At 68.7% G+C, this 22,585-nt stretch carries 20 protein-coding genes; 1 reads left to right on the top strand and 19 read right to left on the bottom strand.

All coding sequences use genetic code 11. From position 1 onward, the window contains the following. The first annotated feature begins 45 nt into the window (after window positions 1-45). Window positions 46-507, top strand: a complete 462-nt coding sequence (locus HD557_RS10815) for a VOC family protein (RefSeq protein WP_196873889.1) — start codon at window positions 46-48, stop codon at window positions 505-507. A gap of 16 nt (window positions 508-523) precedes the next feature. Here the strand turns inward: HD557_RS10815 and aroB are convergent, their stop codons facing one another. The 19 genes from aroB to HD557_RS10720 form a co-directional block, all read right to left on the bottom strand. Beyond that, complete coding sequence (gene aroB, locus HD557_RS10810; protein WP_196873888.1) at window positions 524-1,621, bottom strand: 3-dehydroquinate synthase; 1,098 nt, start codon at window positions 1,619-1,621, stop codon at window positions 524-526. A 2-nt stretch (window positions 1,622-1,623) separates the two neighbouring features. Then, the gene (locus HD557_RS10805; protein WP_008356815.1) at window positions 1,624-2,139 is read right to left on the bottom strand and encodes a shikimate kinase; all 516 of its coding nucleotides are present in this window, start codon (window positions 2,137-2,139) and stop codon (window positions 1,624-1,626) included. Then, window positions 2,139-3,317, bottom strand: a complete 1,179-nt coding sequence (gene aroC, locus HD557_RS10800; RefSeq protein WP_196873887.1) for a chorismate synthase — start codon at window positions 3,315-3,317, stop codon at window positions 2,139-2,141. Before aroC ends, HD557_RS10805 begins: the two co-directional genes overlap by 1 nt. A 45-nt stretch (window positions 3,318-3,362) precedes the next feature. Then, the gene (locus HD557_RS10795; protein ID WP_196873886.1) at window positions 3,363-4,040 is read right to left on the bottom strand and encodes a prepilin peptidase; all 678 of its coding nucleotides are present in this window, start codon (window positions 4,038-4,040) and stop codon (window positions 3,363-3,365) included. Continuing rightward, complete coding sequence (locus HD557_RS10790) at window positions 4,037-4,873, bottom strand: shikimate dehydrogenase (protein ID WP_196873885.1); 837 nt, start codon at window positions 4,871-4,873, stop codon at window positions 4,037-4,039. The genes HD557_RS10795 and HD557_RS10790 overlap by 4 nt, the downstream gene beginning before the upstream one ends. Before the next feature lie 13 nt (window positions 4,874-4,886). Further along, the gene (mltG, locus tag HD557_RS10785) at window positions 4,887-6,143 is read right to left on the bottom strand and encodes an endolytic transglycosylase MltG (RefSeq protein WP_196873884.1); all 1,257 of its coding nucleotides are present in this window, start codon (window positions 6,141-6,143) and stop codon (window positions 4,887-4,889) included. A gap of 284 nt (window positions 6,144-6,427) precedes the next feature. Beyond that, on the bottom strand, window positions 6,428-6,898 hold the full coding sequence (gene ruvX / locus HD557_RS10780; RefSeq protein WP_008356828.1) for a Holliday junction resolvase RuvX: 471 nt from the start codon (window positions 6,896-6,898) through the stop codon (window positions 6,428-6,430). Continuing rightward, window positions 6,898-9,573 carry an alanine--tRNA ligase gene (gene alaS / locus HD557_RS10775; protein WP_196876366.1) on the bottom strand — a complete coding sequence of 892 codons (2,676 nt, stop codon included), beginning with the start codon at window positions 9,571-9,573 and terminating at the stop codon, window positions 6,898-6,900. Before alaS ends, ruvX begins: the two co-directional genes overlap by 1 nt. An 8-nt stretch (window positions 9,574-9,581) precedes the next feature. Further along, window positions 9,582-9,896: a DUF6167 family protein gene (locus HD557_RS10770; protein ID WP_008356832.1), complete on the bottom strand. Its 315-nt coding sequence runs from the start codon at window positions 9,894-9,896 to the stop codon at window positions 9,582-9,584. Further along, on the bottom strand, window positions 9,893-10,438 hold the full coding sequence (locus tag HD557_RS10765; RefSeq protein ID WP_196873883.1) for a hypothetical protein: 546 nt from the start codon (window positions 10,436-10,438) through the stop codon (window positions 9,893-9,895). Before HD557_RS10765 ends, HD557_RS10770 begins: the two co-directional genes overlap by 4 nt. 12 nt (window positions 10,439-10,450) lie before the next feature. Next, window positions 10,451-11,779 carry a replication-associated recombination protein A gene (locus HD557_RS10760; protein WP_196876365.1) on the bottom strand — a complete coding sequence of 443 codons (1,329 nt, stop codon included), beginning with the start codon at window positions 11,777-11,779 and terminating at the stop codon, window positions 10,451-10,453. 50 nt (window positions 11,780-11,829) lie between these two features. Further along, entirely contained in the window at window positions 11,830-12,822 is a 993-nt protein-coding gene (locus HD557_RS10755) for an ABC transporter permease (protein WP_196873882.1), read from the bottom strand. A gap of 106 nt (window positions 12,823-12,928) precedes the next feature. Next, window positions 12,929-14,740 (bottom strand): ABC transporter substrate-binding protein, encoded by a 1,812-nt coding sequence (locus HD557_RS10750; protein ID WP_196873881.1) that lies wholly within the window; start codon window positions 14,738-14,740, stop codon window positions 12,929-12,931. Between the two features lie 47 nt (window positions 14,741-14,787). Next, on the bottom strand, window positions 14,788-15,789 hold the full coding sequence (locus tag HD557_RS10745) for an ABC transporter permease (protein WP_008356843.1): 1,002 nt from the start codon (window positions 15,787-15,789) through the stop codon (window positions 14,788-14,790). 232 nt (window positions 15,790-16,021) lie between these two features. Further along, a complete protein-coding gene (locus HD557_RS10740; protein ID WP_196873879.1) occupies window positions 16,022-17,209 on the bottom strand; it encodes an ABC transporter ATP-binding protein in 1,188 nt (395 codons plus the stop codon). Then, window positions 17,209-18,294, bottom strand: a complete 1,086-nt coding sequence (locus HD557_RS10735) for an ABC transporter ATP-binding protein (protein WP_196873878.1) — start codon at window positions 18,292-18,294, stop codon at window positions 17,209-17,211. Before HD557_RS10735 ends, HD557_RS10740 begins: the two co-directional genes overlap by 1 nt. Before the next feature lie 15 nt (window positions 18,295-18,309). Next, a complete protein-coding gene (locus HD557_RS10730) occupies window positions 18,310-19,356 on the bottom strand; it encodes an ABC transporter permease (RefSeq protein ID WP_008356848.1) in 1,047 nt (348 codons plus the stop codon). Window positions 19,357-19,533: 177 nt separating this feature from the next. Beyond that, the gene (locus HD557_RS10725) at window positions 19,534-21,237 is read right to left on the bottom strand and encodes an ABC transporter substrate-binding protein (protein WP_008356849.1); all 1,704 of its coding nucleotides are present in this window, start codon (window positions 21,235-21,237) and stop codon (window positions 19,534-19,536) included. A 91-nt stretch (window positions 21,238-21,328) separates the two neighbouring features. Continuing rightward, window positions 21,329-22,342 (bottom strand): ABC transporter permease, encoded by a 1,014-nt coding sequence (locus HD557_RS10720; protein WP_008356850.1) that lies wholly within the window; start codon window positions 22,340-22,342, stop codon window positions 21,329-21,331. Window positions 22,343-22,585: the final 243 nt, after the last annotated feature.

Below are 22,585 nucleotides of genomic sequence, written 5' to 3'. Positions count from 1 at the left end.
GTTTCGGAGAAGCGCCCGGCGTCGAACGCGTCGCAGACTGGTCGCATGCTGACCAACATCAACATCACCGGAATCTACGTTCTCGACCAGGACGAGGCGCTCGACTTCTACGTCGGCAAGCTCGGCCTCGAGGTCGGGAGCGACGTCGACATGGGCTTCATGCGCTGGCTCACAGTCCACCTCCCCGGCGACCCGGACCACCAGCTCCTGCTCGAGGTGCCGGGCCGCTCCCCCGCCCACAGCGCCGAGACGGCGGCCCAACTGCGTGACCTGGTCACCAAGGGCGCGATGGGTGCCGTGGTCATCTTCAACACCGACGACTGCGAGAAGCTCTACGAGGAGCTCTCCGCGAAGGGCGTCGAGTTCACCGACAAGCCGACCAAGCAGCCCTACGGTATCGACTGCGCCTTCCGCGACCCCTTCGGCAACCACATCCGCGCCACGCAGCGCGTCGAGGGTCCCGTCGAGGTCACCGACGAGGACATCGCCCGCTGGTCCGGCGCCTGAACCGGCGCCCCGGACGTCAGCCCCCGACGACCGCGTACGCCTCGCGCAGCTGCTCCTCGGTCGGCCCGGTGAGGATGCGGGGGTCGGCGATGTCGTGGAGGACGAGGAAGCGGAGGACGGAGCCGCGGGCCTTCTTGTCGACCCGCATGGCGCCGATGAGGTCGTCGAAGCCGGCCTCGACGCCGAGCTCCTTGACGGTGGTCGGGAGGCCGACCTTCGCGAACGTCGGCGCGTGCCGGGCGGCGACCTCGTCGGGGAGGACGCCGGCGAGACGGGCGAGCTCGGCGGCGTAGACGCAGCCGACGGCGACCGCGTCACCGTGGCGGATCGAGAAGCCTGAGTGCTTCTCGAGCGCGTGGGCGAGGGTGTGGCCGTAGTTGAGGGTCTCGCGGCCGGGGTGGCCGTCGGCGCCGCCGGTCTCCTTCAGGTCGGCGGCGACGACCTCCGCCTTGACCCGGATAGCGCGCTCGACCAGCTCGGCGAGAACGGGCGAGGAAGCGGTGATCTCGTCCGTCTCCTCGACCAGCCGCAGGATCTCCGGGTCGGCGATGAAGCCGCACTTGACGACCTCGCCGAGGCCGGCGATCAGGTCTTCTTCCGGCAGGGTGGCGAGCAGCGCGAGGTCGCACAGCACCCCGGCCGGCTCGTGGAACGCGCCGACGAGGTTCTTCCCGGCGGCGGTGTTGACGCCGGTCTTCCCGCCGACCGCGGCGTCGACCATGGCGAGGACGGTGGTCGGCATGTGCACGACGCGTACGCCGCGCAGCCACCCGGCCGCGACCCAGCCGCCGAGGTCGGTGGTCGCCCCGCCACCGAAGGTGACGACCGCGTCGGAGCGGGTGAAGCCCCGCTCCCCCAGCGCCTCCCAGCAGTCGTTCGCGACCGCGACGGTCTTCTGGTCCTCACCGCTGGGCAGGCCGAGGCCGAGCACGTCGTAGTGCTTGAGCAGCTCCTCGAGCACCGGCTCGGCGTACTCGGCCAGCTCGGCGGCGTAGAGGAACGCCACCCGCTCGACGCTCTCCCCCAGCAGCCCTTGGAGCCGGCCGGCGAGGCCGGAGCCGATGACGACGTCGTACGCCGCGGCGCTCTCGACCCTGATGACGGTTCCGGTCACTTCTACTCCGTGGTGTTCAGCGCGGTCAGGGCGGTGGCGAGCTCGGTCGCGACGTCGTCGGCCGAGCGGCCGTCGGTGTCGACGACGATCGTGGCGACCGACTCGTAGATCGGTGCGCGCTCCTCCAGGAGCGCCTTGATGCGGCCGCGTACGTTGCCGAGCAGCAGCGGACGGCCCGAGCCGAGACCGACCCGCTTGACCGCGTCGGCGACGCCGACCCGCAGGTAGACGACGGTGTGCTCCTTGAGCAGGATCTGGGTCTGCTCGGCCAGGACGGAGCCGCCGCCGAGGGAGACCACGCCGTCGTGCTCGGCGAGCGCCGCCGCGACGGCCTCGGCCTCGACCGCGCGGAAGTGGGCCTCACCCTCGTCGACGAAGATGTCCTGCACGCTCTTGCCGGCGGCTGCCGCGATGTCCTCGTCGGTGTCGCGCAGCGTGACACCGAGACGGGCCGCGAGCAGCGCTCCGACCGTCGACTTGCCCGCGCCCATCGGGCCGACGAGCACGACAGCCGGCATCAGGAGTACCTCAGGTTCTCGAGGTAGGCCTTCGCGTTGCGGGCGGTCTCGGCGACCGAGTCGCCACCGAACTTCTCCAGCGCCGCCTCGGCCAGCACGAGCGCGACCATCGCCTCGGCGACGACACCGGCGGCGGGCACCGCACAGACGTCGGAGCGCTGGTGGTGGGCGACGGCCTCCTCGCCGGTGGCAACGTCGACGGTACGCAGCGCCCGCGGCACCGTCGCGATCGGCTTCATCGCCGCACGGACCCGCAGGATCTCGCCGGTCGACATCCCGCCCTCGGTGCCGCCGGAGCGCCCGGAGGCGCGGCGGATGCCGTCGGCGGAGGGAACGATCTCGTCGTGGGCCTTGGAGCCCGGAGTCGCGGCGAGCTCGAAGCCGTCACCGACCTCGACGCCCTTGATCGCCTGGATGCCCATCAGCGCACCGGCCAGGCGGGCGTCGAGGCGGCGGTCCCAGTGCACGTGGGAGCCGAGACCCGGCGGCAGCCCGTGGACGACGACCTCGACAACGCCGCCGAGGGTGTCGCCGTCCTTGTGGGCCTCGTCGATCCGGGCGACCATCTGCTTGGAGCCGTCCGGGTCGAGCACCCGCACCGGGTCCTCGTCGAGCCGGGAGACATCCTCGGGCGAGGGGACGTCGCGGCCCGGCGTACGGACGCCGCCGATCTCCAGGACGTGGGACACCAGACGGACGCCGAGCGCCTGCTCGAGGAAGGCCGAGGCCACCGCGCCGAGGGCGACCCGGGCCGCGGTCTCGCGGGCCGAGGCACGCTCCAGGATCGGGCGGGCGTCGTCGAAGTCGTACTTCTGCATCCCGACCAGGTCGGCGTGACCGGGCCGCGGCCGGGTCAGCGGGGCGTTGCGCGCCTGTCCGGCGAGCACGTCGGGATCGACCGGGTCGGCGGCCATCACGGTCTCCCACTTGGGCCACTCGGTGTTGCCGACCTCGATCGCGACCGGACCGCCCTGCGACTCCCCGTGGCGTACGCCGCCGGTGATCCGCACCTGGTCCTTCTCGAACTTCATCCGGGCACCGCGGCCATAGCCGAGCCGGCGCCGGGCCAGCGCATCAGCGATGTCGTCAGAGGTGATCCGGACGTGGGCGGGCAGACCCTCCATCACGGCCGTCAGGGACGGACCATGGGACTCGCCCGCAGTGAGCCAACGCAACATGACGCCAGTCTTTCATCCCCGCCACGCAACCCCGTGCACCCGGGCTCAAAGCGAGACGGCGAAGACCCCGACGAGCATGCCCCAGATCATGAACGGCCCGTACGCCAGCGGCTCCCGCATCGCCGTGCGCGAACGTCGCGCGACCGCACGTCCGATGCCCCAGAGACCGAAGATCGCCAGCCCGGCCCAGAGCCCGATCGCCAGCTGGTCCCAGCCGAGGCGACCGAGGACCAGGCCGACCAGCGCCGCGAGCCGTACGTCGCCGAAGCCCATCGCGTGCGGCAGGAGCCGCCACAGCAGCCAGAACGCCGAGCGGGCGACCACCAGCCCGGCGAGGGCGCCGAGGGCTGTTGCGGTGTCGCGTGTCCAGAGCCACTCGGCGCCGAGCAGCGCGATCCCGACCGCGGTGGCCACCAGGATCGGCACCTTCGGCAGCCGCTGGACGCGCCAGTCGACGTAGGCGAGCAGCACGCAGATCGGTGTGAGCGGCGCCAGCGCCACCATCAGCCGCGACGGATCGACCTGCCAGGCGAGCAGCCCTGCGACCGCGGCGGAGACGGCCACCGCGAGAGGCCGGAACGGTGCCCAGCCTGCGAGGGATGCGTACGAGACCCCGGGCGGGTCGTCGACAGGTTCGGGGAGCCGGCAAAGAAGTGCCGGCATGCCGAGAGCGAGCAGACCGGCGACGGCCGCACTCACCAGCACGACCGCCCCAGGACTCATGCCGGTGACAGCTCCGCGATCCCCAGCGCCTTCTCCCCCGCCGCCCGCATGGCTTCGAGCGGAGCGGGACGGCTGGTGAAGAGCTCGAACTGCAGCACCGCCTGGTGCACGAGCAGGTCCAGGCCGCTGACCGCCACACCTGGTGCGACGGAGAGCAGCGGCGAGGGCCACGGGTCGTAGACGACGTCGAAGACGACCGGCGTCGGCGCCCAGCGGTCGATGAGCTCGGGGGTCAGTGCCTTCGCAGGGACGGTGGAGACGACCGCGTCGACACCGTCGACGGCGGAGTCCAGCGGCAACACCGAGACCACGGGCTTGCTCCGGTGACGGGAGATCATCTCGATCGTCTCCCCCGCCGCACCCGGGTTGCGAGCCAGCAGCGTGATCCGGGAAGCGCCCAGCTCGGCGAGTGCGAGGCCGGTCGAGGCGGCCGTGGCGCCGGCGCCCAGGACCGCACCGTGGGAGCAGGAGAAGCCGTCGCCGGCTCGCTCCCGGACCGCCGCGACCGCACCGGGCAGGTCGGTGTTGTCCCCCACCCAGCCGTGCGAAGAGCGCACCAGTGTGTTGACCGCCCCCACGAGCCGCGCCCGCGGCGAGACCGACCGCGCCAGCTCGAAGGCCTCCCGCTTGAGCGGCATCGTCACCGACAGCCCGCGCCACTTGCTCGGCGGCCAGTCGCCACCGAGGTCGGCCACGTACTTCGCCAGGCCGCCGGCCTGCACCCGGGTGGAGGTGTAGGACCAGTCCGACATCTCCAGCTCGGCGTACGCCGCCTGGTGGAGAGCCGGCGAGAGCGAGTGACCGATCGGGTCACCCAGGACAGCACACTTCACTCAGGTCTCCTCCTCAACAGCTCTTCGACTCGGTCTCGCAGTAGTTCTTGTACTCGGCCTTGAACTTCAGGAACTGGTCGTAGTTCTTGGCGAACTTGGTCTCGCCGGTCTTCAGGTTGACGGTCACGTAGTAGTACCAGTCACCTTCTGCCGGGTTGAGCGCAGCCTGGATCGCGCCGTCACCCGGCGCGCCGATCGGCCCCGGCGGCAGCCCCTTGTTGGTGTAGGTGTTGTAGGGCGAGTCCACGGACTGCACGTTCACACCGCCGAGCTCGGTGCTGCCGGACTTCCCGAGCGCGTAGTTGACCGTCGCGTCGATCTGCAGGAATCCCGCCTGACCGGCCGTGCCGGGATTCTCGACCCGGTTGTAGATCACCCGGGCGATCTTGGCCATGTCGTCGCCGCGACCTTCGGCCTCGACCAGCGAGGCCACGGTCATGATCTGCTCGGGCGTGCAGGCCTTGCCGCCACCGCACTTCAGCTGCTTGGCGCGCGCCTCGATGTCGTTGTCGCCCAGCGCCTGCTCCCAGCGGTCGACCATCATCGCCAGCATCTCGGTCGGCGTGGCGTCGGGCGGGAAGGCGTACGTCGCGGGGAAGAGGTAACCCTCGACGTTGCCCTTGGCGTAGTCGGGCAGCCCGATCGCCTCGGTGTCCTCGGCGGCCTTCTTGAAGTCGGCCGGCTTCGTCTTGGTCTTCTCGGCGAGCACCTTGTAGATCGCCTTGGCGCGCGATCCCTCGGTGATGGTGACGTTGATCGTGTCGATGTTGTCCGGGTTGGCGAGGATCTCGACGACGTCGGCGGCCTTCATCTGCTTCTTCAGCGGGTAGAAGCCGACCTGGACGGTCAGCCCCTCGGCGTTGGCCGCATCGATGAAGGCATCGACGGACTCCACCACGCCGACATCCTTGAGATTGCGGCCGACGGCTGAGACCGAGTCTCCCTCGTGCACCTCGAAGGAGACCGGGTCCGTGCCGGGTCCAGGGTAGTCCGCGGGCGGCGCGACCATGTCTTTCACGTAGTCGATGGCGCGGTCACCCACGACGTAGAACCCACCGAGCACGACGGCCATGGCCACCAGCACGGCCAGGCAGCCACCGAAGCGCCGCTTGCGCTTGGGTGGCTCCTCGTCGAAGTAGGGATCGTGCTCGCCGGGACCGGCCTCGAAGAAGCTCGGGTGCTGCTGGTAGGTCGGCCCACCGTAGCCACCGGGCCGCTGCGGGGGCTCCTGGTGACCGTAGCCCGGCGGGGGTGTGCCGGCGCCGGGCACCGGACGCGGCCCCTGCCGTCGCCCCGGCTGGCCCGGCTGAGCCGGCTGGCCCGGACGAGCCTGCTGGCCCGGACGAGCCTGCTGGCCCGGACGAGGCTGCCCCTGATGTTGAGGAGGCAGCTGACCGGGCATCTGCCCGGGCATCTGCGGCGGCATCCGGCGCGGGTCGCGGGGATCCTGCGGCGGCTGCTGGCGCGGCGGGTAGCCACCGCGCGGATCGCGACCATATGACCCCTGACCAGGGCGACGCGGGTCGCGCGGGTCCGGGGGGTAGTAGCGCTCACTCAATGACCGACCTCAACGATCTCTCCAGGCGCGGCCCCCGAAGCGCGCTCACTGTCCAATGCGTGTTGCAGGATCACAACCGCCGCGGCCATGTCGACAACTGCTCGACGGTCCTGACCCTTGCGACCTCGGTCTCGGAGCATAGCCTCCGCAGAAACAGTGGTGAGCCGCTCGTCGACGAGACGAACCGGGACCGGGGCCACTCGCCGCGCCAACGACGCGGCGAAGTCCCGGACCTTAGCAGTCGCCGGATTCTCGCCTCCCTTGAGGGAGCGGGGCAGCCCGACGACCACCTCGAGCATCGTCGACTCCTCGCCGATCTCGGCGACGATCGCCTGCAGCCGCGCGAGATCCCCGCGGCCCTTCTTGACCGTCTCGAGCGGCGTCGCCAGGAACCCCGTGGGGTCACTCCTGGCGACGCCGATCCGGGCGTCGCCAGGATCGAGACCGAGGCGTACGCCGTGACGCATCAGGCTCCGGCCACCAGGCTCTTGACCTTGGCGACCGCCTCGTCGATCCTGCCGACCTCGGTGCCACCGCCCTGGGCGAAGTCGGGCTTGCCGCCACCGCGCCCACCGACGACCGGCGCCAGCTCCTTGATCAGGTCGCCGGCCTTGACGCCCTTGGCGATGCCGGCCGGGTTGACCGCGGCCACGACGGCGACCTTGTCGTCGGCGTCGCCGAAGAGCACGACGGCCGCCGGCGCGTCACCGAGCCGGGAGCGTACGTCCTGCGCGAGCGTACGCGCGTCGCCGCCGCCCACGCCCGGGACCCGCTGGGCGACGACCTGGACGCCGTTGACGTCGACCGCGGAGGCCGCGATCGAGCCGCCGGAGGCGAGCAGCTGCGCCGTACGCGCCCGGGCGATCTCCTTCTCGGCGGCCTTGAGCCGCTCCATGAGGTCGGAGACCCGGCCGACGACGTCGTCGGACTTCGTCTTGAGCAGCAAGTTGAGCTCGGAGACCACGTCGCGCTCGCGGGCGAGGTACTTGAAGCCCTCCACGCCCGTGTAGGCCTCGATACGGCGGTTGCCGGAGCCGACCGAGGCCTCCGAGGTGACCACGATGGTGCCGATCTGGGCGGAGTGGTCGACGTGGGTGCCACCGCACAGCTCGCGCGACCAGGGGCCGCCGATCTCGACGACGCGCACCTTGGAGTCGTCGTAGGTCTCGCCGAAGAGCGCGATCGCTCCCCACTCCTTGGCCTGCGGGAGAGTCATGTAGTCCCAGGAGACCGGCAGGTCGGCACGCAGCGCGTTGTTGGAGACCTCCTCGATCTCGTGCATCTGCTCCGGGGTCAGGCCCTTGGTCCAGCCGTAGTCGAGACGCAGGTAGCCGGGGCGGTTGAACGAGCCAGACTGCAGCGCGGTCGGACCGAGCACCTCGCGCAGCGCCGCGTGCACCACGTGGGTGCCGGAGTGGGCCTGGCGGGCGCCGAGACGCCACTCCGGGTCGACCTTCGCGTGCACGAGCGACTCGCCGCCGTGGAACTCGCCGTCGACGACGCGGACCTGGTGCACCACGAGGCCCTTGACCGGCCGCTGCACGTCGACGACCTCGAGCCGGCCACCGTCGAACTCGATGATGCCCGCGTCGGCGGACTGGCCACCGGACTCGGCGTAGAACGGGGTGCGGTCGAGGACGATCTCGCCGATCTCCTCGGGCCCGAGCACGTCGACCGGCTTGCCCTCCCGCAGGAGCGCCACCGGCTTCGACTCGGTGTCGAGGGTCGTGTAGGCCTGCCAGTCGGTCGGCCCGTTGGTGTCCAGGATGCCGCGGTAGACCGTCAGGTCGGCGTGCTGGCCCTTCTTGGCGCGCGCGTCGGCCTTGGCCCGCTCGCGCTGCTCGGTCATCAGACCGCGGAAGCCGGCCTCGTCGACCTCGAGGCCCGCCTCGGCGGCCATCTCGAGGGTGAGGTCGATCGGGAAGCCGTACGTGTCGTGGAGCTGGAACGCCTTGTCACCGGTGAACGTGGTGGATCCGCTCGACTTCACCTCGGTCGCGGCCAGGTCGAAGATCTGGGTGCCGGCCGCGAGGGTCTTGCGGAAGGCCTCCTCCTCGGCGTCGGCGACGCGCTTGATCCGGTCCCACTCGGTGTGGAGGTCGGTGTAGGTCTCCCCCATCTTGTCGCGGGAGATCGGCAGCAGCTCGGGCATCGCCGGGTCCTCGTAGCCGAGCAGCCGCATGTTGCGGATCGCGCGGCGCATCAGCCGGCGCAGCACGTAGCCGCGGCCCTCGTTGCCCGGGGTGACACCGTCGCCGATGAGCATCAGGGAGGAGCGCACGTGGTCGGCGACCACGCGGAAGCGGACGTCGTCCTCGTAGGCCGCGCCGTACTTCTTCCCGGTCAGCTCCATCGCCTTCTCGATGACCGGGAAGACGACGTCGGTCTCATACATGTTGGACTTGCCCTGCATGAGGTAGGCGACGCGCTCGAGCCCGAGGCCGGTGTCGATGCCGGTCTGGGCGAGCGGGCCGTCGATGTCGACGTCGTACTTGGACCGCGCCGCGACGACGTTGTCCTGCATGAAGACGAGGTTCCAGAACTCCAGGTAGCGGTCGCCGGCGTCCCAGTCGCGGTCGGCGCCGAACTCGGGACCGCGGTCGATCAGGATCTCCGAGCACGGGCCGCCCGGGCCGGGCACGCCCATCGACCAGTAGTTCTCGCTCGGGGGCAGCCGGACGATGCGGTCGTCGGGCAGGCCGGAGACCTTCTTCCAGAGCGCGACCGCCTCCTCGTCACCGTTGAGCACCGAGGGGTAGAGGACCGACTCGTCGAAGCCGAAACCACCGTCGGCGACCGACTTGGTGACCAGCTCCCAGGCGAGCGTGATGGCGCCCTCCTTGAAGTAGTCACCGAAGGAGAAGTTGCCGCACATCTCGAAGAAGGTGCCGTGCCGGGTGGTCTTGCCGACCTCCTCGATGTCGGGCGTACGGATGCACTTCTGCACCGACGTCGCCCGCGGGTAGGGAGGGGTCGCCTGACCGAGGAAGAACGGCTTGAAGGGCACCATGCCTGCGTTGACGAAGAGCAGGTTGGGGTCGTCGAGCAGGAGCGATGCCGACGGCACCACCGTGTGCTCGCCGATCTCGGTGTTCTCGGCGAAATGCGCCGTGAAACGGCGGCGGATCTCCGCCGTGCTCAACCACTCCATCAGGGGGTACTACCTTCCGTGTTCTTCCTCGGGTCCTCGGTTGGCCCGTTCAGTCCAAGTCTCTGCTGCTCGGCGCCCGTGGCGCCAATCTGTTTCGGACCTGCGGTCTTCGCCTCGATCCACTCGCGCAGCTCGAGCTCCTTCTCCGCCTTGCCCTGGGCCAGCTCCTCGCGGAAGATCCGCGCGCCGACCCCGATCGCCTGGGCCCGGTCACGCAGCCCGTCGGCGGTGAACGCCTCGGCGGCGCGGCGTCCCTTGACCATCGCGTACACGCCCGCGCCCGCACCGACCACGAACCAGATCGCGCCCCTCATCGGGTGTCCTCCATACGTACGTCCTCGTCAACTGCCTCGCGCTGGCGCGCTCGGTACTCCCGCAGCGCCTCGCGCATCTCGCTCTTCCGGTCCTTGCGTGCCCGCTTGACCTCGCGGTGCATCTCGTAGCGGATCTTGAACCGCACCTCGGGCGAGAGCGCCCGGCGCACCCCGTGGACCAGCGCGGCGCTGTGCACCATCGTCTCCCGGAAGACGGCGTCCGCGAAGGCCGGTGCGGTCAACGTACGCTGCACCACCTGCTCCACCTCGGCAGGCTCGCCGTCCTCCCCCAGGGAGGTGATGACGTACTCCTTCTCGTCCCGGCCTCGTCGCCTGACCTCGGGCTGCGCCAGCCGCTTCTCCAGCGCCTCGAGCCGCTCACGCAGCTCGGCCTCGCTGGCCTCGGCCGCCTCGAGCCTCAGCCGAGCGCGGCGCCGTGCCCCGAGCGCGAGCAGCACGGCCACCAGCGAGATGAGGACCAGAACCCCCACCGCGGCCAGTGCCGCCGCCAGCGCCCAGCCGGGCATGCTCGAGATCGTCATGGTGGACCTACCCTATCCATCCTGTCCGCGCACGATTTTCCGGACACGCTCCCAACGTTCCTTCACTCCGGCCTCGGCTCCGTGGGTCGTCGGCCGGTAGTACTCCGCATCGGCCACCGCCTCCGGCGCGTACTGCTGGGTCGCGATCCCGAACGGCTCGTCGTGAGCGTACTTGTAGGCCTCGCCGTGCCCGATCTTCTTCGCACCCTCGTAGTGGGCATCGCGCAGGTGCGGCGGGACGTTGCCGATCTTCCCGGCGGCGACATCGGCGCGGGCGGCGAAGATGGCGTTGGTCACCGCGTTGGACTTGGGCGCCACCGCGAGCGCGATCGTCGCGTGCGCGAGGGTGAGCTGGGCCTCGGGCATCCCGATCAGCTGCACCGTCTGGGCGGCGGCGACCGCCGTCTGCAGGGCCGTCGAGTCGGCCAGGCCGATGTCCTCGGAGGCGAGGATCATCAGCCGGCGGGCGATGAACCGGGGGTCCTCCCCCGCCTCGATCATCCGGGCCAGGTAGTGCAGCGCCGCGTCTGCGTCCGAGCCGCGCACCGACTTGATGAAGGCGCTGACCACGTCGTAGTGCTGGTCGCCCTGGCGGTCGTAGCGCACCGCGGCCTGGTCCACCGCGCGCTCGGCGGCCTCCAGGGTGATCTCCCCCTCGGACGCGGCGCCCGCGGCCGCCTCCAGATAGGTCAGCGACCGTCGCGCGTCGCCACCGGCGAGGCGGACGAGATGGTCCAGCGCCTCGTCGGAGATCGTCACCGAGCCACCCAGGCCGCGCTCGTCCTCCAACGCCCGCAGGAGTACGCCACGGATGTCGTCGTCGGTCAGCGACTCCAGCCGCAGCAGCAGCGAGCGGGACAGCAGCGGCGAGATCACCGAGAAGAAGGGGTTCTCCGTGGTGGCGGCGACCAGCGTGACCCAGCGGTTCTCCACGCCCGGCAGCAGCGCGTCCTGCTGCGCCTTGCTGAACCGGTGCACCTCGTCGACGAAGAGCACCGTCTCCTTGCCGGTCGCGACCAGCTCGGCCCGGGCGGAGTCGATCGCGGCCCGGACCTCCTTGACCCCGGCCGAGACCGCGGAGATCTCGACGAAGCGCCGGTCGGTGGAGCGGCTCACGATGGAGGCGATGGTGGTCTTCCCCGTCCCCGGCGGTCCCCACAGCAGCAGCGAGAGCGACTGCCCGCCCTCGACGACCTGGTGCAGCGGCGACCCGGCCGCGCGCAGCGAGCTCTGCCCCACCAGCTCCTCGAGCGTACGCGGCCGCATCCGCACCGCCAGCGGCGCGGCCGCATGGTCGCTGTGGCTCAGCGACCCGCCACGTGAGGCGCCGGCAGCGCCCATCTCGAACAACCCATCCACACGCCAACCCTAGTGGCCGGCACCGACAACGCTCAGGTGAGGCGTACGCGGGGGTCGAGCACGCTGTAGAACATGTCCACCACGAGGTTGGTGAGCACGATGATGGCGGCGGAGATCAGGGTGGTCGCCTCGATGACCGGGAGGTCGCTCTGCCCGACGGCGTCGAGGGCGCGGAGGCCGAGGCCGTTGATGCCGAAGATCTTCTCGGTGAAGATCGTGCCGGTCAGCAGGGCGCCGAAGTCGAGACCGAAGATGGTCACGATCGGCACGACCGCCGCGCGCAGCGCGTGCTTGTTGACGATCGTCCGCTCGGGCAGACCCTTGGACCTCGCGGTGCGGACGTAGTCCTCGTTGAACGCCTCGATCATCGAGCCACGGGTGAACCGGGCGTACTTGGAGGAGTTCACCAGCCCGAGCGCGAGCCAGGGCAGCAGCAGTGCCCAGGCCCACTTCAGGGGCGAGTCGGTCAGCGGGTGGTAGCCGTCCTGCGGGAAGATCCCGGCCCCGACCGCCAGATAGAGGAAGGCGAGCAGGACGAACAGATAGTAGGGAATCGACTCGATCACGAGGGTCGCGCCGATGACGGCCTTGTCGGCCGAGGTCCCGCGGCGTCTGGCCGCGAACATCCCGATCGGCACCCCGATGAGCAGGATCGTGGCACCGGCTCCGACCGCGACCGAGACGGTCGGCCCGATCCGGTCCTTGATGTCGTCCCAGACGTTGACGCGGTAGATGAAGCTGACCCCGAAGCACGGCGCTTCGCAGTCGTACGCCTCGGAGCCGAACGCGATCTGGCGGCCGTTGACGATCCCGGACATGTACTCGCCGTACTGGACGTAGATCGGCGCCTCCAGGTTGAGCGCCTCCCGGATCGCGTCCTGGCGCTCGGCGGTGCACTTGGGCTCGGGGCACATCGCGTCCGCCGGGTCGCTCGGGCCATAGGTGAAGAGCGCGACCACCGCCACCGAGATGACGAACAGCACCAGAAGTGCCGAGATCAGCCGGCGTACGACAAAACCGATCATGGGACGGAGGTCTCGCTTCCTAGAAGATGTGCGCGGGCGCTGGCCCGGTGTTTCCGAATTCCGGGGGCCGGCCGGCGTGGGGATCGCCCACGCCGGCCGGCTCACCTCACTTGAGGTACATGATGGAGAAGCTCGGCATGCCCTTGACCGGGTCGTTGACGACCCCGCCGACCTGCGAGCCCTTGATGAAGGCGTTCGCGTCGTAGCCGGCGTTGATCTCGACCATGTAGGTCTCCTGCATCCACTTGTCGAACTCGCCCCAGGCAGCGGGCACCTCGTCGGCGTCCATCTTCAGGATCTCCGCCTGCTTCGCGTCGGCGTCGGCCTCCTTGAAGTTGGTCGGGTTCGGCATACCCGCCTTGTTGGCGTTGGAGCCGATCCACTGCGCCGGGAACCACGAGCCACCCGAGGGCCAGTCGGAGCACCAGCCGCCGTAGCGGAGGTTGACCGGGGCGTCCAGGTTGCTCTCGTCGTCGCGGTAGGTCTCGTCGGTCGAGGCCACCGGGGTCGCCTTGAAGCCGGCCGCCTCGAAGCCCTTGACCATCTGGTCCTTCTTGGCCACCGAGTTCTCGTCGTCACGCTGGTAGTGCCACTTCAGCTCGAAGCCGACAGCACCGGCCTCCTCCAGGAGCGCCTTGGCCTTCTCCGGGTCGGTGGTCTGACCGTCCTGGCCCTTCGGGTACTGGTACTCGACACGGCCCGCGGTGCCCGGAGGCAGGAGCGAGGTGCCGGGCTGGATGGTGACGCCGACGATCTCGCCGGAGGCCTTCCAGGCAGCCTGGTAGGGGTAGGCCCAGCTGATGGCCTCGCGGATCTTCTTGTCCTTGATCTTGGTCTGGTCCGGGCGGTACATGTAGGTGCACGGCGAGGTGCCCTCGATGAGGTTGTCCGGCGCGCTCTCCTTGATCGACTTGTAGGTCGGAGGCGTGACGTCGTCGTACGTCATCATCGTCTGCGCCGCGCCCTTGTCGCCGAGGATCTGGTTCTCGAGCTTCGCGGTGTCCTGAGCGAACCGGAAGTCGAAGGCGTCGGCGGCCTGGAAGCGGCCGGGGTCGGAGTCGGCGTCCCACTGGTCGTTCTTGACCAGCTTCAGCGAGACGCCGGGCTTGTAGGACTCGAACTTGTAGGGGCCGGTCGCCATCGGGTGGCTCTCGTAGGCCAGCGGGTCCTTGTCCTTGGCCTTCGGGATCGGCGAGAAGACGGGGAACGAGGCGTAGTAGTCGAGCTCGGGGAACGGCTGCGCGAGGTGGATGATCACCTTGTTGCCGTCGGCCTCGACGCCGTCGTAGTCCTCACCGCCGTACCAGCCCGCGCCGGCGTCGTAGTCGGGGAGCTTCTTCAGCTCGGCGTCGGTGTCCGCGAACGGGCCCTTGTACTTGTCGCCGTCCTTGAAGAAGGTCAGCTGGTACGTCGGACCGTCGGTCAGGGTGTCGACGGCGAAGGAGCGCTTGATGCCGTAGACGACGTCCTCGGCGGTGACGTCGGTGCCGTCCTCGTACTTGAGCCCGTCCTTGAGTTCGAAGGTCCAGGTCAGGCCGTCCTCGGAGACCTGGCCGAGGTCGGTGGCGAGGTCGGGGACGAGGATCGAGTCACCACTCTTCTCGTCGTAGACGTACTGCGTCAGCGACCGGGTCACCAGGCCGGACATGATCGCACCGGAGTCGGTGTAGTAGGTCCGGGTCGGGTCGAGGGTGTGCGGTGCGTTGTTCGACAGCACCGTGATGGTGCCACCCTTCTTGGCGTCGTCCGGGATCGCCAGCGGGCCCTCCGCCGTGGCGTCCTTACCGGCACCGGCGCCGCCGCCGGCCTTGAACTCGCCGGTCGAGTCCTCGCCGCTCCCGCTCCCGCCGCCACACGCAGCGGTGAGCGTCAGCGCAGCGATCGCGCTGGCGGCGATCACTGTTCTCTTCAATCGCATCGTAGGTCTCCACCTTCCATGGTTGATGCCTCTCTCCGACGACCTGCTCACCGGAAAGACTTGGGGTCGAAGGCGTCGCGGATGGCGTCTCCGAGCAGGTTGAGCGCGAAAACCAGGACCACGATCCCGACGATCGGCGCGTAGAGGAACAAGGGGTACTCGTCGAACCAGTTCTGGGCCCGCAGGATCGTCTGACCCCACGACGGGCGCCCGGTGACGCCGACGCCGAGGTAGGCCAGCGTCGCCTCCGCGGCGATCGTGGCCGGCAGGCTCAGCGAGAACGAGACGACGATCGGGGCCACCAGGTTGGGCAGCAGCTCCCGGAACAGGATCCGGTGGGTCGGCATCCCGAGCACGCGCGCCGCCTCGATGAACTCCCGCTCGCGCAGCGAGACCACCTCACCGCGGATCAGCCGGGCCAGGCCCATCCATCCGAACACCGAGAGGATCACGATCAGCGCGATCAGGGAGGCGTTGTCGAGCATCGCCGGGTTCTCCTTCCAACGCTCCACGAGCATCGGCGAGACGGCGATCGCGACGAGCAGGAACGGCAGCGTCAGGAACAGGTCGGTCACGAAGGTGACCACCCGGTCTCCCCAGCCGCGGCTGTAGCCCGCGATCAGGCCGAGGACCACCCCGACGACGGTCGAGACGATGGTGGCGACCGTGGCGACCAGCAGGGACGTACGCGCGCCGTAGAACCACTCGGCGAGCAGGTCGTTGCCCGAGTTGGGCTCCAGCCCGAGCGGCGCCTCCCAGGTGAACCCGTAGTTGGGAGGCCCGATCACGGGGTAGTTGAACGAGTCGGTGTCGGCGACCGGGTCGCCGGCACGCACCTCTACACCGAACAGCTTGCACAGCAGTGGCGCGAAGATCGCGATCAGGACGAAGACCAGCACGATCCCGGCACAGATCATCGCGACCCGGTCCGAGAGCAGCCGGTCCATGGCGATCCGCATCGGCGAGCGGCCGGCGACCTCGCCGGAGCTCGGCTCCGGATCGATCTCGGGATCAGGCCCGCCCTGGATCAACACTTCGGACACAGTCATACGCTCGGATCTCCGTTCGAATGCCTTCGCTCTCGGCTCGCCCAAGACCGGGATCACGTCACGCAGTCCCGGGCCAGCGCTGGCTCAAGTTATGCCAAGATCCGGCGTTTGGGACGCCCCTACAGATAACGGTTCGATACCGACGTGACGTGTGACACATCCGTAACAAAGACGGCCCGCAGCCGATGGCTGCGGACCGTCTTTCGTAATCTTGCTGAGACGCAGGAGATCCTCAGGCACGTCCCCGCGAGTTGTTCGCCAGGTCGTACCACGTGTCGGCGTAGCCCGGACCGTCGCCCGGGACCTCGGCAGGGCTGGCGCCCGGGTCCGGCGCGCCGAACTCGTCGACGCCCAGCAGCGGCGCCGTGATCGGCTTCTCCGGGTGCTGGTGGATCTCACCCGGGAAGTGGCAGGCCACCTTGTGCTTCTTGCCGATCTGCAGCAGCGGCGGCTCGACCACGGAGCAGATGTCCTTGGCGATGGCGCAGCGAGTGCGGAAGTGGCAGCCCGAGGGCGGGTTGATCGGCGAAGGTACGTCGCCCTCCAGCCGGATCCGCTCGCGGCGGCCGCCGATCGCGGCCTGCTTCACGTCAGGCACGGCGGAGAGCAGCGCCTGCGTGTAGGGGTGGTGGGCCCGCTCGTAGATCGACTCGCGGTCGCCGATCTCCACGATCTTGCCGAGGTACATCACCGCGACCTCGGGGCAGAAGTGGCGAACGATGGCGAGGTCGTGCGCGATGAACAGGAAGGAGATGTCGAACTCCCTCTGCAGGTCCTGCAGAAGGTTGATCACCTGGGCCTGGATCGACACGTCGAGCGCGGAGACCGGCTCGTCGGCGACGAGCAGCTTCGGCTGCAGGGTCAGCGCCCGGGCGATGCCGATGCGCTGACGCTGGCCGCCGGAGAACTCGTGCGGGTAGCGGTTGTAGTGCTCCGGGTTGAGACCGACGATCTCGAGCAGCTCCTGGACCCGGCCGAGCACCTTGTCCTTCGGCACCATCTTGTGGATCCGCAGCGGCGCGCCGATGATCGAGCCGACCGTGTGACGCGGGTTCAGCGACGTCGACGGGTCCTGGAAGATCATCTGGATCTCGCGCCGCATCGGGTGCAGCTGCCGACCCGAGTAGTTGGCGATGTCGGTGCCCTCGAAGTCGATCTTGCCTTCGGTGGGCTTGTAGAGCCGCGTGACCATCCGACCGGTGGTGGACTTGCCACAGCCCGACTCACCGACGAGGCCGAGGGCGGTGCCCTTGGCGACCTCGAAGGAGACCCCGTCCACGGCCTTGACGTGGCCGACCGTACGCCGGATCACGCCGCTGCCCTTGACCGGGAAGTGCATCTTCAGGTTCTCGACCGAGAGCACCGTCTCGGTGCTCGCCGGCGCGACCGAGGCCGCGGTGGCAGTCGTGGTGTCGCTCATCAGTCCTCCACCAGGTCAGGGGCGATCTCGGGCAGGATCTCTGCCTCGTAGACCTCGTCGGCGTTCTTGATGTGGCAACGCTTGACGTGGTTGCCACCAGTGCTGGCGGGGGTGAGTGCGGGCAGGGTCGTCCGGCACAGGTCACCGCCCACCTTCGCCACGTGGTCACAGCGCGGCTCGAACGCGCATCCCGGCGGCGGGTTGAGCAGCGAGGGCGGGTTGCCCCGGATCGGGATCAGCTTCGCCTCGGTCGACGCGGTCAGGTCCGGCACGCTTGAGAGCAGACCCCAGGTGTAGGGCATCTCCGGGTTCGTGAGGATCTCCTTGCCCGGCCCGTACTCGACCGCGCGGCCGGCGTACATCACGAGTACGTCGTCAGCCATCTCCGCCACGACGCCGAGGTCGTGGGTGATGATGATGATCGCCGCGTCGAAGTCGCGCTGCAGGTCCTGGAGCAGGTCGAGGATCTGCGCCTGGACGGTCACGTCGAGAGCGGTGGTCGGCTCGTCGGCGATGAGCAGGCTGGGGTTGTTGATCAGCCCCATCGCGATCATCGCGCGCTGGCGCATGCCGCCGGAGAACTGGTGCGGGTAGTCGTCCACACGACGGTCGGGCTGCGGGATGCCGACGCGGTCGAGCATCTCGATGGCGCGCTTGCGCGCCTCCCGCTTGGTCACGTCGTTGTGGACCTGGTAGGCCTCCATGATCTGGTTGCCCACCGTGTAGTAGGGGTGCATCGCGGAGAGCGGGTCCTGGAAGATCATCGCCACGTCGCGGCCGCGGCGCTTGCGCATGTCCTCGTTGCTCACCTTGAGCAGGTCCACCCCGTCGAGCAGGATCTCGCCGCTCAGCTTGGCGTTGGTGCCACGGTGCAGCCCCATGATCGCCGAGCTGGACACCGACTTGCCGGAGCCGGACTCACCCACGATGCCGAGCGTCTTGCCGCGCTCGAGGTCGAAGGAGAGACCGTCGGTCGCCTTGACGATGCCGTCGGAGGTGGTGAAGTGGACCTTCAGGTCCCGCACCGAGAGGAACGCGCCGTCCTTGGCCGGCGTCGTCCCGGGCGTGTTGGAGAGGTCAGTCATGAATCAGCTCCGGGGTCAGGCGACGCGCACGCGCGGGTCGATGAAGGCGTACAGGATGTCGACGATGATGTTCGCGACGATCACCAGCGCTCCGAGGAGGAGGACCAGCCCGATCACGGTGGGCAGGTCGAAGTCACGGTTCGCGGTGACAGCCAGCTTGCCGAGCCCGTAGTAGTTGAAGACGCTCTCGGTGATGATCGCTCCGCCCAGGACGCTGGCGAAGTCGAGACCAGCCATCGTGACCAGCGGCGTCAGGGCGGCCCGCAGCGCGTGCTTGAAGAGCACCTTGGGACCCTTGAGCCCCTTCGACCGCGCTGTGCGGATGTAGTCCTCGCTCAGCGACTCCAGCACGAAGGCGCGCGTCATGCGTACGTAGCCGGCCATGTAGACGACCGCGAGCGTGAAGCCGGGAAGAATGAGCTGCACCAGCCACTGGCCGACGCCGCCCTCCGCGATCGGGACGTATCCCGGCGCCGGGAACAACCCGAACTTGATCGCCACGTAGTTGAGCAGCAACGCACCGATGAAGAAGGTCGGGAACGCATACAGGATCAGGGTCGCTCCGACGACGCCGCGGTCGACCAGGCTGCCCTTGGTGACCGCGGCCAAGACACCGAAGAGGATGCCGAACACCATCCAGATGACGATCGCCACCATGGCGATCGAGATCGAGATCGGTGCCGCTTCGGCGATCTCGGCGTTGACGGTGGTCTGGTTGTTCTGCGAGTAGCCCAGGCACGGAGCGGGGCACTCGGTCACCAGCTCCGGAGCCGCCTTACGCAGCTCCTCGTTCGCCGGGTACTCACGACCGACTGCGACACCCTCCAGGAAGCCGCCCCACACCTTGATCGTCGCGGCGGCCTTGTCGATCGGGGGAAGAGAAGGATCCGGATATCCCAGAGCCTCGCGCGTCTCGGCGATACGCTCGGGCGGGCAGTTCCTCCCGCAGGCGAACTTCGCGGCATCGACAGGGCTCGCGAAGAAGAGCCCGATGACGACGGCGCTCATCGCGACAAGCATGAGAACGCCGACCATGACGCGGCGGATGATGTAGGCGACCATCAGGAGGTCTCACCTTCGTTGGATCGGCCCGCACACGCGCCATCACTGACGCCGTCCGGGGAATCTTGAGACATTCATAGGACAGAGGCGGGGCTCACCAGGGAACCCCGCCTCCGAGAGTCGGAGCGCCGCGCGTTGTTCGCGACGCTCCGACGGGTAATTCGGAGTGTCGAGGAATCAGTCCTCGATGTCGATGCTGCCCAGCTCGACGAACGAGCTCGACGCAGTCGTCGTGGTGAAGTTCTTCACCTTCGAGCCGTAGACCCAGTTGAAGGTCGCGATCTCGAGCGGGACGTACGCGGTGTCCTCACCCATGATGGCGTCGGCCTCCTGGAGGAACTTGTTCTGCTCCTCGATCGTGGCCGCAGAGCCGGCCTTGTCGAACAGAGCGTCGACCTCCGGGTTCTTGTAGTTGCCGTAGTTCTGGCCGTTGGTCGACTTCTCGATCTGACGGCTGTCGAACAGCGCCGCGGTGACGGTCATCGCGGAGGGCCAGTCGGCACCCCAACCGCCCCACATCACGTCGGCCTCGTTGGACGGCTTCTGGATCTCGGTGTAGTACACGTCGCCCAGCGGGTCGAGGGTGACCTTGAACCCGGCAGCCTCCCAGGTCTCCACCAGCGCAGCGGCCTGCTTGTCAGCGGTGTCGCTCTGCGGGTAGGTGAAGGTGATCGGGTAAGGCGTCTTGACGCCGGCCTCGGCGAGGAGCTTCTTGGCGCCCTCGACGTCACCGGCCAGGTTGCGGTCCTTGAACGACGGGTTCGGGACGTAGCCACCGACGGCCGGGTTCACGATCGAGTCGGCCGGGGTGTAGGCCTTCTCGCCACCGCCGGCGGCGATCCACGCCTCGACGTTGGTCGCAAGCGCCAGCGCGCGACGGACCTTCGGGTCCTTCATCTGGTTCTGGTTGGGGACCAGGTAGTCGACGTAGGGCGACTTGACCTGGACGTAGCGGTCCTTCACGCCGGGCTCGGTGAGACGGGAGTAGAACTCCGGTGGTACCCGGCTCTGCTTGGGAACGATGTACTGCGAGTCAGGGCTGTCGGAGAACAGCTTCTCGTAGAGGGTCTCGGCCTTCTCGCCGTACCTGAACTCGATCTTCTCCGGCAGGGCCTCGCGCAGCGACTTGTCGTCGGTCTCGGGGTCGTACTCCGGGTTGCGGACCAGCGTGCCGCCCTTGGTGGCGCTCCACTTGTCGACCTTGTACGGGCCGTTCGAGAAGATGACGTCGTCGTTCTTCGCGCCCTTGTCGAAGGACTTCTTGTAGGGGTCCATCATGTGCAGGGACGCGATCGCCAGCGGGAAGTCAGGCCACGGGGACTTGAACTTGTAGGTGATCGTCTTGTCGTCGCAGGTGACGGCCTGGTCGAAGTCGGCCTGCTGCTCCGGCGTCGCGGTGTACGGGCCCGGGTACTCACCCTTGAGGGCCAGCTTCGCGGTCAGGTAGAAGCCCGGACCACCGGTGAGCTCGTCGGCAGCGAAGTTGCGCGAGGCGCCGTAGGCGAAGTCCTCACACGTGATCTCGGAGCCGTCCTGCCACTTCACGCCGTCCTTGATGGTGAACGACCAGACCTTGCCACCCTCGGTCGAGGTGCCGGTGTCGGTCGCGAGGTCCGGGGTCGGGGTGCCGGACACCTTCGGGTCCGTCGAGGACGGGAAGGCCAACAGCTGCCGGTAGACCAGACGCGTCGTGCTGGCGATGTCAGCGCCGACGTAGATGCGCTGAGGGTCGAGGTGCTCGATGGCGTCTTCGCTGACCATCACCAGCGCCTTGCTACTCGATCCCCCGCCGTCCTCGCCGCCGCAGGCGGCAAGGCCCAGCGAGAGACCCAGCACGCCGGCAGCGCTGACTGCCACGTACTTTGCTCGCTTGTTGAGCATTCGTTTCTCCTTGGTGTTGTCACCGCCACGACGTGGCGCTGATATCGGTGGCCATCGAGGCACACCAGCTTGTGTTACGGAGCCCCGAGGCTCACCGGTTTCCCTTGGGGTCGAGGGCGTCGCGCAACCCGTCACCGAGAAGGTTGAACGAGACCACGATCAGTGCGATCAAGAACGCCGGCGCGAAGAAGTAGAAGAAATCCGTCTGCGCGTACTTCAACGAGTCCGCCAACACGTTCCCGAGCGTCGGCGTCGGCGGCTTCACGCTCACCTGCAGGTAGCTGAGGGCCGCCTCGGCCGAGATGTAGGCGGGCATCATCAGCGTCGCCAGCACCAGCAGCGGCGCCCACAGGTTCGGCAGGATCTCCTTGAAGTAGATCCGCATCCTGCCCGCACCGAGCACGATCGCGGCCTCCACGAACTCACGCTGCTTGATCGAGAGCACCTGTCCCCTGACCACACGGGCGGTGCCGGTCCAGCCGAACAACGCCAGCACGACGATGCAGTAGATCGCCTGGACGGTGGGACCGTTCGGCAGCCCGGTCACGTTCTGCACGATCACCAGACCGAGCGAGGACAGTGCCAGCAGCATCAGGGTAGAGGGGAAGGAGAGGGTGAGGTCGGTGATCCGGCCCAGGACGGCGTCGACCCAGCCACCGCTGAACCCGGAGATGATGCCGACGACGGCGCCGATGATCACCGACAGGATCGACGCGGTCAGCGCGATCACGAGCGAGAACGTCACGCCGTACCAGAACCGGGAGAGCGCGTCGCGGCCGGTGCCCGGCTCGACGCCCAGCGGGTGGTCCAGGCTGGCGCCGCTCCAGCCGCCGACCGGGAGCGTGTTCTCGTCGAGGAGGTCCTGGTTGAAGCCGAAGGGGTCCAGGACCCCGACCTTGACCAGGATCGGGGCAGCGATCGCGGCCAGGACGACAAGCACGACGATGACGAGCGAGACCATGGTCAGCTTGTCCTTGCGAAGCCGCATCATCGCCAGCTTCATCGGCGACTTGCCCGCGATCGCCTTGGCCTCTGCGGGTGCTACCGAGGGGGCCGATCCACCCGAGAGCTGCTCGCCTTCGAATGCGGTGGACGATTCGGTCATGGTTCCTCTGTCTAGTCGTCAGGAAGCGGGCCGAGAACCGCGCGTACAACATGGGGGCCTCGCGGCCGCCGGATGGAACTCTATGTGATCCCTTTGCCCGGATGGACCCCTGACCGGTAACGATCCGATTTCATCCAGTGATACGCCAGATCGGGACGCCTTCTCGCCAATCCCCACCGAACAGCAAGAGTCTCCGGGACCGACGGATCGGTCCCGGAGACTCTGTTGGATTTGCCTGAGGTG

The organism is Nocardioides luteus (assembly GCF_015752315.1).
Classification (GTDB): Bacteria; Actinomycetota; Actinomycetes; order Propionibacteriales; family Nocardioidaceae; genus Nocardioides.
This window is presented reverse-complemented; position numbering and strand designations above follow the sequence as displayed.